11 protein-coding genes are annotated in these 14663 nt (G+C 59.4%); 8 read left to right on the top strand and 3 right to left on the bottom strand.

Annotation, left to right across the window (positions count from 1 at the left end):
* Positions 1–267: 267 nt before the first annotated feature.
* Entirely contained in the window at positions 268–1482 is a 1215-nt protein-coding gene (locus AC0T4W_RS15585) for an IS110 family RNA-guided transposase (protein ID WP_476316702.1), read from the bottom strand.
* 356 nt (positions 1483–1838) lie between these two features.
* On the bottom strand, positions 1839–4322 hold the full coding sequence (gene plsB, locus AC0T4W_RS15580) for a glycerol-3-phosphate 1-O-acyltransferase PlsB (RefSeq protein ID WP_476320428.1): 2484 nt from the start codon (positions 4320–4322) through the stop codon (positions 1839–1841).
* A 201-nt stretch (positions 4323–4523) separates the two neighbouring features.
* Between plsB and AC0T4W_RS15575 the strand changes: the two genes are divergently transcribed.
* The 7 genes from AC0T4W_RS15575 to AC0T4W_RS15545 all read left to right on the top strand — a co-directional run bounded on the left by AC0T4W_RS15575 (position 4524) and on the right by AC0T4W_RS15545 (position 10596).
* Positions 4524–4823 (top strand): HvfA family oxazolone/thioamide-modified RiPP metallophore, encoded by a 300-nt coding sequence (locus AC0T4W_RS15575; protein WP_476320426.1) that lies wholly within the window; start codon positions 4524–4526, stop codon positions 4821–4823.
* Positions 4824–4845: 22 nt separating this feature from the next.
* The gene (locus tag AC0T4W_RS15570) at positions 4846–5700 is read left to right on the top strand and encodes an HvfB family MNIO-type RiPP peptide maturase (protein ID WP_476320424.1); all 855 of its coding nucleotides are present in this window, start codon (positions 4846–4848) and stop codon (positions 5698–5700) included.
* The gene (locus AC0T4W_RS15565; protein WP_476320422.1) at positions 5697–6395 is read left to right on the top strand and encodes an HvfC family RiPP maturation protein; all 699 of its coding nucleotides are present in this window, start codon (positions 5697–5699) and stop codon (positions 6393–6395) included. The genes AC0T4W_RS15570 and AC0T4W_RS15565 overlap by 4 nt, the downstream gene beginning before the upstream one ends.
* A gap of 52 nt (positions 6396–6447) precedes the next feature.
* Positions 6448–7047 carry an HvfX family Cu-binding RiPP maturation protein gene (locus AC0T4W_RS15560; RefSeq protein WP_476320419.1) on the top strand — a complete coding sequence of 200 codons (600 nt, stop codon included), beginning with the start codon at positions 6448–6450 and terminating at the stop codon, positions 7045–7047.
* 227 nt (positions 7048–7274) lie between these two features.
* The gene (locus AC0T4W_RS15555) at positions 7275–8603 is read left to right on the top strand and encodes an OprO/OprP family phosphate-selective porin (RefSeq protein ID WP_476320417.1); all 1329 of its coding nucleotides are present in this window, start codon (positions 7275–7277) and stop codon (positions 8601–8603) included.
* A 288-nt stretch (positions 8604–8891) separates the two neighbouring features.
* Positions 8892–10016 (top strand): GNAT family N-acetyltransferase, encoded by a 1125-nt coding sequence (locus tag AC0T4W_RS15550; RefSeq protein WP_476320415.1) that lies wholly within the window; start codon positions 8892–8894, stop codon positions 10014–10016.
* Positions 10017–10119: 103 nt separating this feature from the next.
* A complete protein-coding gene (locus tag AC0T4W_RS15545) occupies positions 10120–10596 on the top strand; it encodes an REP-associated tyrosine transposase (protein WP_476320413.1) in 477 nt (158 codons plus the stop codon).
* 88 nt (positions 10597–10684) lie between these two features.
* On the opposite strand, the gene AC0T4W_RS15540 is transcribed toward AC0T4W_RS15545, so the two are convergent.
* On the bottom strand, positions 10685–12517 hold the full coding sequence (locus AC0T4W_RS15540; protein ID WP_476320411.1) for an ABC transporter ATP-binding protein: 1833 nt from the start codon (positions 12515–12517) through the stop codon (positions 10685–10687).
* A 339-nt stretch (positions 12518–12856) separates the two neighbouring features.
* Here AC0T4W_RS15540 and AC0T4W_RS15535 point away from each other — a divergent pair, with 339 nt between their 5' ends.
* Entirely contained in the window at positions 12857–14071 is a 1215-nt protein-coding gene (locus tag AC0T4W_RS15535) for an IS110 family RNA-guided transposase (RefSeq protein WP_476316702.1), read from the top strand.
* Positions 14072–14663: the final 592 nt, after the last annotated feature.

Below are 14663 nucleotides of genomic sequence, written 5' to 3'. Positions count from 1 at the left end.
GTTAGAAACAGGCTCAAAATGCTCATTTACAGCTCGTAAACTCCGCTTTTTCGCCTGTTTTTGCCTTGCACTGGCTGCCTCGCCAACGTTTTTCAACGGCCTGCTAGGAGCCTGTCGGGCTTGACCATTCGTAGCGAGGGAAAGCCCGGATCGAGTCAGTTTTGTTGGTCTTTCGAGGCGAATAGCGAGCTATTTAGCGTGAAAGAATCCATCTGACAGACGAGCGCGAACCTGCCGGACACCAGCAAAAAAACACTCGGGGGTGGTTTAGCTCGGCAGGTAGCCGAACTTCTCCAGTGCCCTGAGCCAGCGAGCTGAATTGCGTTTGACCGACAAGGCTTCATAGTCCAGGGCGCTGTCCCGGTAGTGTTCGCGCCGCTTGAGCATGTAGTAGACGGTACGTAGCAGTTTGTGAGCCAAGGCGATGATCGCGCGCTTGTAGCCACGTCGAATCACCAGTGCCTGGAACTTGGTTTTGAATACCGATGCAGTGCGGCTGGCCGAGTGCGAGAATTCGCATAACAACCGCCGCACATGAGCATTGCCCTTACGTATCTTTCCAGGTTTGTGTTTACCTGCAGACTCGTTGTTGCCTGGACAGATGCCCACCCAGGAGGCTAATCGATCAGCGCTACCAAAGGCGTCCATGTCACTGCCGATCTCAACGATGAGTAGCGCCGCGCCGATCAAGTCAACGCCGGGCAGGGTCTGCAAAAGAGACAGGGCATTGCGCTCGCTATCGAGTTCGCTGAGCAGGCGGGCTTCGAAACGGGAAATCCGCGCTTCAAGCTCTTCAATGTGCTGCATCAACTCGTCGAGCACAAAACAGTGGCTGGCCGTCGGTTCTCCTTGCAGCGCCTCGAACAGCTCTTCACGGCTGGCCTTCAGGCGGCGCGTGGCGAACTTGAGCACTTCGTGTACGGGCTGACCCGCAATGATCGCCTTGACCATGGCCCGCGCAGAACGCCCATGCAGGTCGCTCACCACGACGCCGAGACGCACCCCGCTGTCGCTCAACACCTTGTGCAAGCGGTTCTTCTCCGAGGCCAACTGGCTGACCAGCTTCTGCCGCTGCCTGGCAATCAGGCGCAACTCGCGCAGCTTGGCCGGCGGCACAAACGAGCCACGCAAGAGCCCAGCGCGCGCCAGGATCGCCAGCCAGTGAGCATCGGCTATGTCCGTTTTGCGCCCAGGTACATTTTTGACATGCCGAGCATTGACCACCTTGGCCCTGATACCCACCGCTTCCAGGGCCGCATAGGGGCTCTTCCAGTAAACGCCGGTGCTCTCCATCACCACATCGTCCGGCTGCAGAGCCGCTACCCACTCGGCCAGCGCCCGACGATCACGCTTGAACGCGCCAAACTGACGGTGCTCGACTGTGATGCGACCATCCGTCTCTTCAATCACCGCGCAGGCAGTGATCTGGGCCTGATGCACATCCAGTCCAACCACACGTTTATAAAGGGCAATCAATTCCATACCCCACCCCTCTGCTGTCTACACTCAAGATCGGGAAGGTGGCGGTGATCGAACTGAATGAGCCTGAAGGGAACAAGTCCCCAACGGCCTATTTAGCGTTCGCTCTCGAAAGAGGCAATCCGGGGTACGAGTCAGTTCGCTGGATCATGTTAACGACGGGGTGTCTCCGCCAAAAAAACTAGCGACCTCTCACCGCCACCTTCCCTATCTATAGCTCTCTTTCATCATCAGGGGTGGCGGGGCTGCCATGACTGTTAACGAGAAAGAGCAGCAAAAATGGCCGAATCCGGATTTTCCGCAGTAGAACAGTGTTAAGTCCGACAGGCTCCTAGATCAAACCGTACCGAGCGCGGTATTTACAGCGGCTCGGCGACATCCTCGTTGCGATCCATAGTCACCTGGCGAATCGACAGGCGAAGCTCTGCCGGCAGCACGCGCTTGGCGGCGCCTTCGGCCAGTTCACTGAGTAGCGGGTGGTGGCTGAGCTTGCCGGCTTCGTCCTGACGCAGCACGCCTTGGTCCAGCAGGCTCTGGATAAAGTGGCGGAACAGGCTCTTGTCGAAGAACTCCGGCGCGTTGAGGCCGTGGAGGATCGACAGACGCTGAGCCATCACGGTGCACAAATCTTCCAGTTCTTCGGCGCTGATGGTGTTCTGCCCGGCATTGAGCAACAGGGCGGTGGCCATATAGAAGCGCTGCAGGGTTTGTACGATGGCGCGGGCCAGCAGGGTGAGCAAAACGAACTCGCGCGAGCTTGGCGCCGGGCGCACGTACATATCGCCGTCGAGCTTGAGCAAGCGCTGTTCGACGAAGGCGGCCAGCCATTGATCGACCACGGCGTCCAGCTCGTCAAGGTTCCAGCGGATAAACAGCTCGGCTTGCAGATAGGGGTAGAGCGCGCGGGTAAAGCGCAGGATCTGCTCGCGACTCATCCGTGCGCTGCTCTGGAAGAAGCTCGCCAGCAGCGCGGGCAGGGCGAAAATGTGCAGCACGTTGTTACGGTAGTAGGTCATCAGAACGGCGTTGTGCTCGTTCAGGTAGAGAATCTTGCCGAGGGCATCCTTCTGTTCGGCGAGCAGGTCCATCTTCTGCATGTATTCGATCAGCGCCTGGCCGTTACCGTCCGGCAGGGTGGTGTGCGGCGAGTAGGGCACGCTGCGCAGCAGAGCCAGGTATAGGTCAAGCACCCGCGCCAGGGCGCGCTCGTCCAGAGCCAGCTTGCTGGTGGATAGCAGCGCCAGGGCCACCAGGTTGACCGGGTTAATCGCCGCCGCCTCGTTGAGGTGCCGGGCTACGCGCTCGCCGAGGTTATTGGTGGCTTCATTGAGCCATGCCGGGCGGTACTGCGTGCCGTAATCCTGCTCGCGCCAGTCGGGTTGCTCGCTGTCGAGGAATTCGGCCAGCTTGATTGGCTCGCCGAAGTTGACCCAGACATGGCCGAAGCGCTGCTTGAGTGCGCCGATGACCTTGAAAATGTCGAAGATCGATTCTTTCTTCTTGCTCGCGCCGCGCAGCTCGCCCAGATAGGTGCGGCCTTCCAGCACCCGCTCGTAGCCGATATAGACCGGCACGAACACCACCGGCAGACGGTTGCTGCGCAAGAAACTGCGCAGGGTGATGGACAGCATGCCGGTTTTCGGCTGCAGCATGCGCCCGGTGCGCGAGCGCCCGCCTTCGACGAAGTACTCGACCGGGAAGCCCTTGCTGAACAGGGTGTGCAGGTATTCGTTGAACACTGCGGTGTACAGCGGGTTGCCCTTGAAGGTGCGGCGCATAAAGAACGCGCCGCCACGGCGCAGCAAGCTGCCGATCACCGGCATATTCAGGTTGATGCCGGCGGCAATATGCGGCGGCGTCAGGCCATTTTTGAACAGCAGGTAGGACAGCAGCAGGTAGTCGATGTGGCTGCGGTGGCAGGGTACATAAATCACCTCATGGCCCTGGGCGACGTCCTGCACCCCTTCAATGTGGTTGACCTTGATGCCGTCGTAAATCTTGTTCCAGAACCAGCTCAGCATCACTTCGAGAAAGCGAATCGCGGTGTAGGTATAGTCCGAGGCGATCTCGTTGCCATAGCGCAGGGCCTGGCTTTCGGCCTTCTCCAGGCTGATGTTTTCGCGTTCGGCTTCCTCGATGATCGCTTGGCGCACTTGCGGGCCGTGCACCAGGCCTTTGACCAGGTTGCGCCGGTGCGACACGTCCGGGCCGATCACGGCGGCCTTCTGGTTGCGGAAGTGCACCCGCAGGATGCGCTGGACCATGCGCAGGGTGCGTTCGTGGCCTTTGTTCTGCTCGACCAGCTCGCGCAAATGGATGGGCGTTGAGAACTGCACGCGGGTCTTGCGGCCGAGAATCAGGATGCTCACCAGCCGGCGCAAACGCCCAGTGACTGCCCAGCTGTCGGCGAACAGCAGCTTCCACGGGCTGGTTTCGCGGTCCGGCGATTGCCCCCAGAACACGCTGACCGGAATGATCTGCGCGTCGTCCACCGCATGCTGGCTCAGTGCGTTTATCAGGCGTTGCAGGGTGGGCGAGATGCCGCGTTTGTCCTGCCGGCCGAGCCAATCGGGCTCAGGCGTCAGGTAGAAGAAGGCGGCAGGCTCCAGCAGCTCACCCACGGCCACCGGCAACACCGGGCGCGGCAGGCCGGCTTTGCGGCATTCCGTATCGACCACCGCCAGGTCACTCATCGACGGCTGCTGTAGCACGTAGAACACCGGCTTGCTGCGGTCGAGCTTGAGGGTAAAGGCGGACTGGTTGATGGTTTCCGAGCGCACCCAGAGGTACAGCACGCGGCGCAGGGTGCCAAAAACGAGACGGCGGAGCGGGGATCGGGTCATTCGGAGTCTGCAGGCTTGAAAACGAGCATTTGCTCGGGGCGCGTAGTGTGCCGGATAGCTTGGTCGGCGGCAAAAATCTTCTAGGGTTTAGCGGAGCGCGGAAATTTTTACGGGCCATCTGTAACAGCCGCGTGTCGGCCACGTCTATTAAGCCGAGGGAGCCAATCGGCTACCACTGTGAACCACCATTGGAGAGTTGCCATGAACCATCTGAACACTGTAGTTGCATCCCTGGGCGCGGTATTGCTGAGCAGCGCGGCCTTCACCGTACAGGCCGCGAGCAACCCCTTTGCTGCGCAGGAGCTGAGCAGCGGTTACAGCCTGGCCGCCGGTGAAAAATCCGCCGAAGGCAGCTGCGGTGAAGGCAAATGCGGCGGCGAGATGAAGAAAGCCGAAGGCGAAGGCAAGTGTGGTGAAGGCAAGTGCGGTGGCGAAGCCAAGGCTGAAGGCGAGGGCAAATGCGGTGAAGGTAAATGCGGCGCCGAGAAGAAAGCTGAGTAATTACTGAGTGCAGGGGCAGAATATGCAGATGGATTTCGTCAGCGGTGCCGGGCTAGGGCTGCGTCGCGGCCTGCTTGGCGCGCTGCAGGACTGCAGCACAGAGGAGGTGGATTTCCTCGAAGTGGCGCCGGAGAACTGGATCGGCGTGGGCGGGCGCTTGGGCAAGCAGTTGCGTGCCTTAAGCGAGCGCTTGCCACTGCTCTGCCATGGACTGTCCCTCAACCTCGGTGGTTTTGCCCCGCTGGATATCGAGTTGCTCAAGGCCATCAAGGGCTTTCTTGAGCAGCATGGTGTGCGCGGTTACAGCGAACATCTGTCGGCCTGCGCGGACCATGGCCAGCTCTATGACCTGATGCCGCTGCCCTTTTCCGAGGAGTCGGTGCTGCGCATTGCCGAGCGCGTGCGCATCGCCCAGGACGTGCTGGAATGTCCCCTGATTATCGAGAACGTGTCGGCCTATGCGCAGTTGCCGGGCGAGCTGGATGAGGCGACGTTTGTCAGCGCAGTGCTGGAACAGGCCGACTGCCAGCTGTTGCTGGATGTGAACAACGTCTTCGTCAACAGCATCAATTTCAACTTCGATGCGGGCGCCTATATCGCCAGCATGCCCAGTGCGCGCATCGCTTATCTGCATGTGGCCGGGCATTACGACCAGGCCAGCGACCTAAAGATCGACACCCACGGCGCGCCAGTGATTGACCCGGTGTGGGCGCTGCTGGAACAGGCCTATGCCGTGCACGGCGTGCGCCCGACCTTGCTGGAGCGCGACTTCAACTTCCCGCCAATTGCCGAGCTGTACGCCGAGGTGGCGCAGATTCGTCAGTTGCAGGCGGCAGCGGCAGCGGCTGCCGCTGCGCATAGAGGCTACGGCACATGAGCGGCGTTGAAGCACAACGCGCCTTTGCTGCGCGGATTCGCCAACCGGTAGAGCAGCCGTTGCTGGATGGCGTTTCGACCGAGCGTATGGCGGTGTATGAAGCGCTGTTCTTCAACAATATTGAAGGCTTTATCAGCGGCGCCTTTCCGCTGCTGCACCGGCTGATCGATGCGGGTCGCTGGCAGCGCTTGGTGCGCAGTTTTATCGCCGAGCATCAGGCGCGCACGCCGTACTTTCTTGAGATCAGCCAGGAGTTTCTTGCCTGGCTGCAGCAGGGCTATGTCGCCGAGGCGGGCGATCCGCCGTTTATCCTGGAGTTAGCGCATTACGAATGGGTCGAGCTGGCGCTGGATGTCAGCGAGGCCGAATTGCCGGAGCAGGGCTGGTCGTCACTGGCCTGGCCGTTGGCGTATCAGTGGCCGGTGCAGCGCATCGGTGTCGATTTCCAGCCTGTTACGCCGCCTGATGAACCGACTTGCTTGCTGGTTTGGCGGGATGCCCAGGACAAGGTGCGCTTTATGCTATTAAGCCCCTTTGCCTATCAGTTGGCAGCGCGCCTGCAAGCCGCTGAAGCGGCCGAGCCCGCGCTGTTGGCACTGGCACAGCAGCATGGCCTGACCGCCGACACGCAGTTTTTCAACAACGCCCAGACCCTGCTGGATGACTGGCAAAGTCAAAGCATCTGGCGTCCTTAAGCCCTCGTTGTACCTGACCCTCGGCGCCAGCGCCGACTTGTGGAGATTTATCATGCTGAGCTTTTTCAATCGTCTCCAGGACGCCCTGGACGCTAGTCGTCGCCTGGATTTTCTCGGGCCGTTATTGCTGCGCTTGTATCTGGTGCCAGTGTTCTGGATGGCCGGTATGCACAAGTTGACGGATATCGACGCCACGGCGGCCTGGTTCGGCAACCCGGACTGGGGCCTAGGTTTGCCATTCCCCGAACTGCTGGCCTGGGCGGCGGCCTTGACCGAGGCGGGTGGGGCACTGCTGTTGTTGTTCGGCCTGGCGGTGCGCTGGGTGAGTATTCCGCTGATCGTCACCATGCTGGTGGCAATCTTCGCCGTGCACCTGCCCTACGGCTGGCAGGCGATTGCCGATGCCGGCGCGCCGTTCGCCAATGAGCGGGTCATGGAATCGGTGGGCAAGCTTGAGCGCGCCCGCGAGTTGCTCAAACAGCACGGCAATTACGACTGGCTGACCAGCAGCGGCAAGCTGGTGGTGCTGAACAACGGCATCGAGTTTGCCGCCACCTACCTGGTGATGCTGGTGGCGCTGTTTTTCAGCGGTGCTGGGCGCTGGTTAAGCCTGGATTACTGGGTGGGCAAGGCCTTACGCAAGCAGCGCTGAGCCGAAAATAGCCCGCCGCCGCAAGGGCGGTGGGCCGCTGGTATGACCGGTTTAGAGCGGTTGCCACTGCGTTATAGGCAAAGGAAGTAAAAAGTTCCGCTGTAATCAAATATTTATATATCGGCAATTGCCCTGAAATATCCCGCCGCCAAGATTCCCTCCAGCACGAACGAGCCCCAGCGCTCGGGTGTTTTCAACACTTAAAAGTCCATTTAGAGGAATCTTCGATGATCCGTAAGCACAGCTTTCGTGGAGTAATGGCCGGCTTCGCAACCAGCGCCCTGGCCCTGGCCGTTTCCGCCCAGGCTTTCGCTGGCACCGTTACCACTGACGGCGCCGACATCGTGGTCAAGACCAAGGGTGGCCTGGAAGTCGCCACTACTGACAAAGAATTCAGCTTCAAGTTGGGCGGCAAGCTGCAGTGGGATGCAAGCAACTTCGACGGACTGATGGCTGGTCGCCAGACTGATCCGTTTGATAGCACCTTCAATACCTTTATTCGTCGTGGTGAAATCGGTTTTGAAGGTGTGGCTTATAAGGACTGGGGCTACGGTCTGCGTGTTAGCTATGATGAGACTGACAGCACTGACTTTGACCGTGCTTACATCACCTACAGCGGCCTTGATTTTGTTGATGTAACCGTTGGCCAGTTCGGCGTTGACTATGGTCTGGAAAATACCACCAGTTCGTCATGGATTACTGCCATCGAACGCCCATTTATGTATGACTTCCTTAATGGCGACGAAGATGCACATTTCGGCGTGAACCTTATGCACGCCGGTGAAAACTACGGCCTGATGGCACAGGCTGCGAACTACGAAAAGAAAGAAAGCGACGGCAACGATGAGTTGTTCGGTTATACCCTGCGTGCTAACTGGGCCCCATACTTGAATGGCACTGACGTAGTGCATTTGGGCGCCAACTACCACAGCAATAATCCTGATGATAATAGCTCCAGCGTTCGCACCCGCATGGGTATCCGCAGCGATGACGATGCGCGTGTTGCCTTCGGTAGCACCGCCAAGACCGATAAAGATGTTGAGTGGGTGCTGGAAGCTGGCGCTCAGTTTGGCTCCTTCCGCGCTGCGGCTGAATACTTCCAGCGTCAGGTCTCTGGCGAAACCGCCGGCGGCTTAGACGCTGACGTAGACGCCAGCGGTTACTACGGCCAGGTTTCCTACATGATCGGTGGCGCTCGTGGCTATAAGGCCGGTGCTGGCAAGTGGGACAAGCCGACCGATATGAAGGGCACTTTTGAAGTGTTCGCACGCTATGAAAGCAGCACCATTGATGCCGACCAGGCTGCTGTTCCAGGTCAGTTGATGAGCGGCATCGTGGGTGTGGTTGCGCAGAACACTAGCAATGACTTCACCGCCGATGCGATGGTAGTGGGTGTTAACTACTTTGCTACTCCGGCAATCCGCATGAGCTTGAATTACGTGGACTACCAAGTTGACAACATCAATACCAACGCCAGTGTTGTGAAGAATGGCAAAACCTACAAAGTTGAAGACGACGGCCAAGCCATCGTAGGTCGTCTGCAGTATGTGTTCTAAGTAACACCGCTTAACCGCTGCTCCTACCCTTGAGCCCCGCCTAGTGCGGGGCTTTTTTTCGCACTTTATTTGTGTGGAGAAGGGCTGGTGCGCGTCTGTGTTGTTACTGATACAGGTTTGAGCCCTGTGGTCTTGGTTGCAGAAGCGCCTTGAACAGCTCCACCCGCGTCAGGCGGTGGTGGGTTGTCTGTATCAACTAGGTTTTCAACGGCCTGCCCGTAAAGCCACCGCAGCGCCAAGGCATTCGGCACTATATAGTGCTGTCTTGCCTGACTCGCCGAGCTGCTGATGTTGTTGAGCCAACTGAATTCCATCAATGAAATTGCCGCCAGTCAGTGGGACGGCCTGCTGACTGATGCGCAGCCTTTCTTGCGTCACGCCTTTCTCTCAGCGCTGGAGAACAGCGGCAGCGTCGGCGGGCGCACTGGCTGGCAGCCGGCCCATGCGCTTTTAAAAGGCGCGCAGGGCCAACTGCTGGCCGCCATGCCGGGCTACATGAAAAGTCATTCCTATGGTGAGTACGTGTTCGACCATGGCTGGGCGGATGCCTGTCACCGCGCCGGTATTGACTATTACCCCAAGCTGCTCGGCGCGATTCCCTTCTCTCCGGTTACCGGTCAACGTCTGCTGGGCACAACGGAAGCGGCCGGGCAACTGCTCGACGAGCTAAGCGCTGGTTTGGAACAACAGGGCCTGTCGAGCCTGCATATCAACTTCACCACCGAGGCTGAAAATGCCCTGCTGCAGGGCCGTGATGGCTGGTTGCAGCGCCTGGGGTGTCAGTTCCATTGGCGCAATCGCGGCTATCGGGATTTTCAGGACTTTCTCGACGCGCTCAGCTCGCGCAAGCGCAAGCAGATGCGTAAAGAGCGCGAGCAGGTGGCGGGGCAGGGCATCGAGTTTGACTGGCGTGAGGGCCATCAGCTTAGTGAGCTTGAGTGGGATTTCGTCTACCTGTGTTACGCCAATACCTACCGCGTGCGTGGCCAGTCGCCGTACCTGACGCGCGCTTTTTTCAGCCTGCTGGCCGAGCGCATGCCCGAGATGATTCGCGTGGTGCTCGCCCATCAGGCCGGAAGACCGGTGGCCATGGCGTTTAGCCTGGTCGGTGGCGACAGCCTCTACGGGCGTTACTGGGGTTGCCTGGCGGAGTTCGACCGGCTGCACTTCGAAACCTGTTTCTACCAGGGCATGGACTATGCGATTGCCCAGGGCCTGCAACGCTTCGATGCCGGCGCCCAGGGCGAGCACAAGCTGATTCGCGGTTTTGAACCAGTGATCACCCATTCCTGGCACTACCTCTGCCATCCGGGCCTGCGCGCAGCCGTGGCGAACTTCCTCGCTGAAGAACAGCTTGGCGTGCGTGGTTATGCCGAACAGGCCCGTGAGCTGCTGCCGTATCGGCAGGGCTGAGGGTTTTCGCGGGCATGGCCCGCTCCTACAGAAACTGCGTGTTGTCAGTCTATCCTCGACGTAGGAGCGGGCCATGCCCGCGAATTTCTCAAGGAGAACGCTTATGGACGAGCGTTACAGCTACCAAACACCGGGGCACGCTGCATTACGGAGTGGTAGTGCATCTATCTGCAATACGGCTTATCTGATCACCACCACAACTCAAAACCGCGAACCGCTGTTTACCCACTTTCCTGCGGCCTGCGCAGCCGCACGCTGTTTCGAAGACGCCGCCGTGCTTAGAAATAACCGCATGCTGGCCTGGGTGTTGATGCCGGATCATGCGCATTGGTTGCTTCAGCTTGGAGAGGCTGAGTGCCTCGGCGATGTGGTGGGACGGCTTAAATCCGCCAGCTCTCGCAATGCTAATCGGAGCCTGAACCGGGCGGGTTCGCTCTGGGCGAAAGCCTTTCATGATCATGCCCTGCGTGAAGAGGAGGATCTGCAAACAGTCGCCCGTTACATCGTGGCCAATCCGCTGCGTGCGGGGCTGGTCAAGCGGCTCGGGGATTATCCGTTCTGGAATGCCGTCTGGCTTTGATCCGGATCGGCGATGGTGGTGTATTCAATATCGTTTTCGCGGGCATGGCCCGCTCCTACGGGGTGGTGGTGTATCTGCGATCTGCGCTTTACTCCACCCCGACAAAACCTCCGGTCTGATGCTGCCAAAGCCGTGCATAGAGGCCGCCTGCGGCGATCAGCTCACTGTGGCTGCCGGTTTCGACGATGCGGCCCTGGTCGATCACCACCAGGCGGTCCATGCGTGCGATGGTAGACAGGCGGTGGGCGATGGCGATTACCGTTTTGCCCTGCATCAGGGTGTCGAGGCTTTCCTGGATCGCCGCTTCAATTTCCGAGTCCAGCGCCGAGGTGGCTTCGTCGAGCACCAGAATTGGTGCGTCCTTGAGTAGCACGCGGGCGATGGCGATGCGTTGGCGCTGGCCGCCGGAGAGTTTCACCCCGCGTTCGCCAATCTGCGCGTCGAAACCATGACCACCCATGCCGTCGTCCAGTAGCGGGATAAAGCTGTCGGCGCGGGCCTTGCTCACGGCGTCGAGCAGTTGCACTTCGCTGGCTTCGGGTTTGCCGTAAAGCAGGTTGTCGCGGATCGAGCGATGCAGCAGCGAGGTGTCCTGGGTGACCAGGCCGATCTGCGCGCGCAGGCTTTCCTGGGCCACCTCGGTAATGTTCTGGCCGTCGATCAGGATGCGTCCGCTTTCCAGGTCGTAGAGGCGCAGCAGCAGGTTGACCAGGGTGGATTTGCCGGCGCCGGAAGGGCCGACCAGGCCGATTTTCTCGCCGGGGGCCACGGTCAGGCTCAGGCCGGCGATCACGCCGTTGCGCTTGCCGTAATGAAAGTGGATGTTGTCGAACTGCACGGCGCCCTGGCTGACTTGCAGCGGTTTGGCCTGCGCTTGGTCGAGTACCTGGCGCGGCTGGACGATGGTTTTCATGCCGTCCTGCACGGTGCCGACGTTCTCGAAAATGCCGTTAACCACCCACATGATCCATTCAGCCATGCCGTTGATGCGAATCACAAGGCCCAGCGCCAGGGCGATAGCGCCGGTGCTGATCAGTTGCTGATCCCACAACCACAGCGCCAGCGCGCCGGTGCCGACGATCAGCATGCCGTTAAGGCAGGTCACCAAAAAATCCAGGGTGGTGATGATGCGTGACTGCAGGCGCACCTTACCGAGCAATTCCTGCATGGCTTCGCGGGCGTAGTGTTCCTCGACCTGGGTGTGGGCGAACAGCTTGAGGGTGGTGATATTGCTGTAGCCGTCGACCACCCGGCCCATGACTTTCGAGCGCGCCGCCGAAGCTGCTGCAGAGCGTTCTTTGATGCGCGGCACGAAGTACCAGAGCGCGGCGCAGTAACCGACTATCCACAGCAGCAGCGGGGCAATCAGGCGCAGGTCGGCGGCGGCAAACAGGTACAACGCGCTGACGGCATACACCAGCACATGCCACAGCGCGTCAACCACCTGCATCGTCGAGTCGCGCAGCGACGGGCCGGTTTGCATGATGCGTTGAGCGATGCGCCCGGCGAAGTCGTTCTGGAAGAAGCTCAGGCTCTGCTTGAGCACATAGCGATGGTTCTGCCAGCGGATCAGATTGGTCAGGCCAGGGTTGATGGTCTGATGGGTCAGCAGGTTGTGCATGCCGAACACCAGTGGGCGGATGACCAGCGCCACCAGTAGCATCCACAGCAGGGTGTGCTGGTGCTGCTCAAAGAACTCACCACTGGGGGTGTTCTGCGTCATATCGATCAGTTGACCGAGAAAGCTGAACAGCGCCACTTCGATCAGTGCGGCGACGAAGCCGACCACCAGCACGGCGATCATCAACGGCCAGACCTGGCGCAGGTAGTGGGCGTAGAACGCCAACATGCCGGCCGGTGGCTCGACATCGGGGCTGGCTTTGAAAACGTCGATAAGGTGTTCGAAACGGCGGAACAGCATGTCAGGCATCCTGCCTAGGTCAGTGAATAGCGCCCGATTCTAACAGGCTGTTGAAAAACTACCTGCGTTGGCAATACTGCGTTAACAGTCATGGCAGCCCCGCCACCCCTGATGATGAAAGAGAGCTATAGATAGGGAAGGTGGCGGTGAGAGGTCGCTAGTTTTTTTGGCGGAGACACCCCGTCGTTAACATGATCCAGCGAACTGACTCGTACCCCGGATTGCCTCTTTCGAGAGCGAACGCTAAATAGGCCGTTGGGGACTTGTTCCCTTCAGGCTCATTCAGTTCGATCACCGCCACCTTCCCGATCTTGAGTGTAGACAGCAGAGGGGTGGGGTATGGAATTGATTGCCCTTTATAAACGTGTGGTTGGACTGGATGTGCATCAGGCCCAGATCACTGCCTGCGCGGTGATTGAAGAGACGGATGGTCGCATCACAGTCGAGCACCGTCAGTTTGGCGCGTTCAAGCGTGATCGTCGGGCGCTGGCCGAGTGGGTAGCGGCTCTGCAGCCGGACGATGTGGTGATGGAGAGCACCGGCGTTTACTGGAAGAGCCCCTATGCGGCCCTGGAAGCGGTGGGTATCAGGGCCAAGGTGGTCAATGCTCGGCATGTCAAAAATGTACCTGGGCGCAAAACGGACATAGCCGATGCTCACTGGCTGGCGATCCTGGCGCGCGCTGGGCTCTTGCGTGGCTCGTTTGTGCCGCCGGCCAAGCTGCGCGAGTTGCGCCTGATTGCCAGGCAGCGGCAGAAGCTGGTCAGCCAGTTGGCCTCGGAGAAGAACCGCTTGCACAAGGTGTTGAGCGACAGCGGGGTGCGTCTCGGCGTCGTGGTGAGCGACCTGCATGGGCGTTCTGCGCGGGCCATGGTCAAGGCGATCATTGCGGGTCAGCCCGTACACGAAGTGCTCAAGTTCGCCACGCGCCGCCTGAAGGCCAGCCGTGAAGAGCTGTTCGAGGCGCTGCAAGGAGAACCGACGGCCAGCCACTGTTTTGTGCTCGACGAGTTGATGCAGCACATTGAAGAGCTTGAAGCGCGGATTTCCCGTTTCGAAGCCCGCCTGCTCAGCGAACTCGATAGCGAGCGCAATGCCCTGTCTCTTTTGCAGACCCTGCCCGGCGTTGACTTGATCGGCGCGGCGCTACTCATCGTTGAGATCGGCAGTGACATGGACGCCTTTGGTAGCGCTGATCGATTAGCCTCCTGGGTGGGCATCTGTCCAGGCAACAACGAGTCTGCAGGTAAACACAAACCTGGAAAGATACGTAAGGGCAATGCTCATGTGCGGCGGTTGTTATGCGAATTCTCGCACTCGGCCAGCCGCACTGCATCGGTATTCAAAACCAAGTTCCAGGCACTGGTGATTCGACGTGGCTACAAGCGCGCGATCATCGCCTTGGCTCACAAACTGCTACGTACCGTCTACTACATGCTCAAGCGGCGCGAACACTACCGGGACAGCGCCCTGGACTATGAAGCCTTGTCGGTCAAACGCAATTCAGCTCGCTGGCTCAGGGCACTGGAGAAGTTCGGCTACCTGCCGAGCTAAACCACCCCCGAGTGTTTTTTTGCTGGTGTCCGGCAGGTTCGCGCTCGTCTGTCAGATGGATTCTTTCACGCTAAAAACGGTCTCACAGCCGGAGGCTGAACGTGCTTCAGCACGGCCCCGAAGGGGTGAGCGAAGCGAATCAAATGCTCATTTACAGCACGTAAACTCCGCTTTTTCGCCTGTTTTTGCCTTGCGCTGACTGCCTCGCCTACGTTTTTCAACGGCCTGTTAACGAGTTTGCTCAGGTGGTGTAAGCGCGCGCCGCTTTTGGCACTAGTTTGCACGGTGTTTGGCACAAGCCGGGCGCGGAAAGTTGAGTCATTTTAGCGGGATGTTTGGCATTTACCTCAATGCCAAACATCCAGGCTATGTCAGAGGTTGAACGTCAAGGTAACAGCACGGACTACACCTCCCTCCCAGTCGCAGGTGTCGTATGCCCACCGCCAAGCAGTCTCTCCGTCTAGGAGCCTGTCGGACTTAACCCGAAAAGGAATGACAGCGCGGGTTTAGGTCTTTGATTGCTCGGGGTCGTTCTTTCTAAGCATCCGAGTTGACTATCGCGAACCCAGGCGGTCCGTTCGTGCACCTGAGC

This window comes from Pseudomonas sp. C7.1 (assembly GCF_056312395.1).
The sequence above is the reverse complement of the archived record's forward strand: the minus strand, read 5'-3'. Positions and strand labels throughout refer to the sequence as shown.

Bases quoted from the DNA above. Each gene is read 5' to 3' on its own strand.
- AC0T4W_RS15585 (WP_476316702.1), bottom strand. From the start codon at position 1,482: ATGGAATTGATTGCCCTTTATAAACGTGTGGTTGGACTGGATGTGCAT.
- AC0T4W_RS15550 (WP_476320415.1), top strand. From the start codon at position 8,892: ATGTTGTTGAGCCAACTGAATTCCATCAATGAAATTGCCGCCAGTCAG.
- AC0T4W_RS15545 (WP_476320413.1), top strand. From the start codon at position 10,120: ATGGACGAGCGTTACAGCTACCAAACACCGGGGCACGCTGCATTACGG.
- plsB (WP_476320428.1), bottom strand. From the start codon at position 4,322: ATGACCCGATCCCCGCTCCGCCGTCTCGTTTTTGGCACCCTGCGCCGC.
- AC0T4W_RS15570 (WP_476320424.1), top strand. From the start codon at position 4,846: ATGCAGATGGATTTCGTCAGCGGTGCCGGGCTAGGGCTGCGTCGCGGC.
- AC0T4W_RS15555 (WP_476320417.1), top strand. From the start codon at position 7,275: ATGATCCGTAAGCACAGCTTTCGTGGAGTAATGGCCGGCTTCGCAACC.
- AC0T4W_RS15535 (WP_476316702.1), top strand. From the start codon at position 12,857: ATGGAATTGATTGCCCTTTATAAACGTGTGGTTGGACTGGATGTGCAT.
- AC0T4W_RS15575 (WP_476320426.1), top strand. From the start codon at position 4,524: ATGAACCATCTGAACACTGTAGTTGCATCCCTGGGCGCGGTATTGCTG.
- AC0T4W_RS15565 (WP_476320422.1), top strand. From the start codon at position 5,697: ATGAGCGGCGTTGAAGCACAACGCGCCTTTGCTGCGCGGATTCGCCAA.
- AC0T4W_RS15540 (WP_476320411.1), bottom strand. From the start codon at position 12,517: ATGCTGTTCCGCCGTTTCGAACACCTTATCGACGTTTTCAAAGCCAGC.
- AC0T4W_RS15560 (WP_476320419.1), top strand. From the start codon at position 6,448: ATGCTGAGCTTTTTCAATCGTCTCCAGGACGCCCTGGACGCTAGTCGT.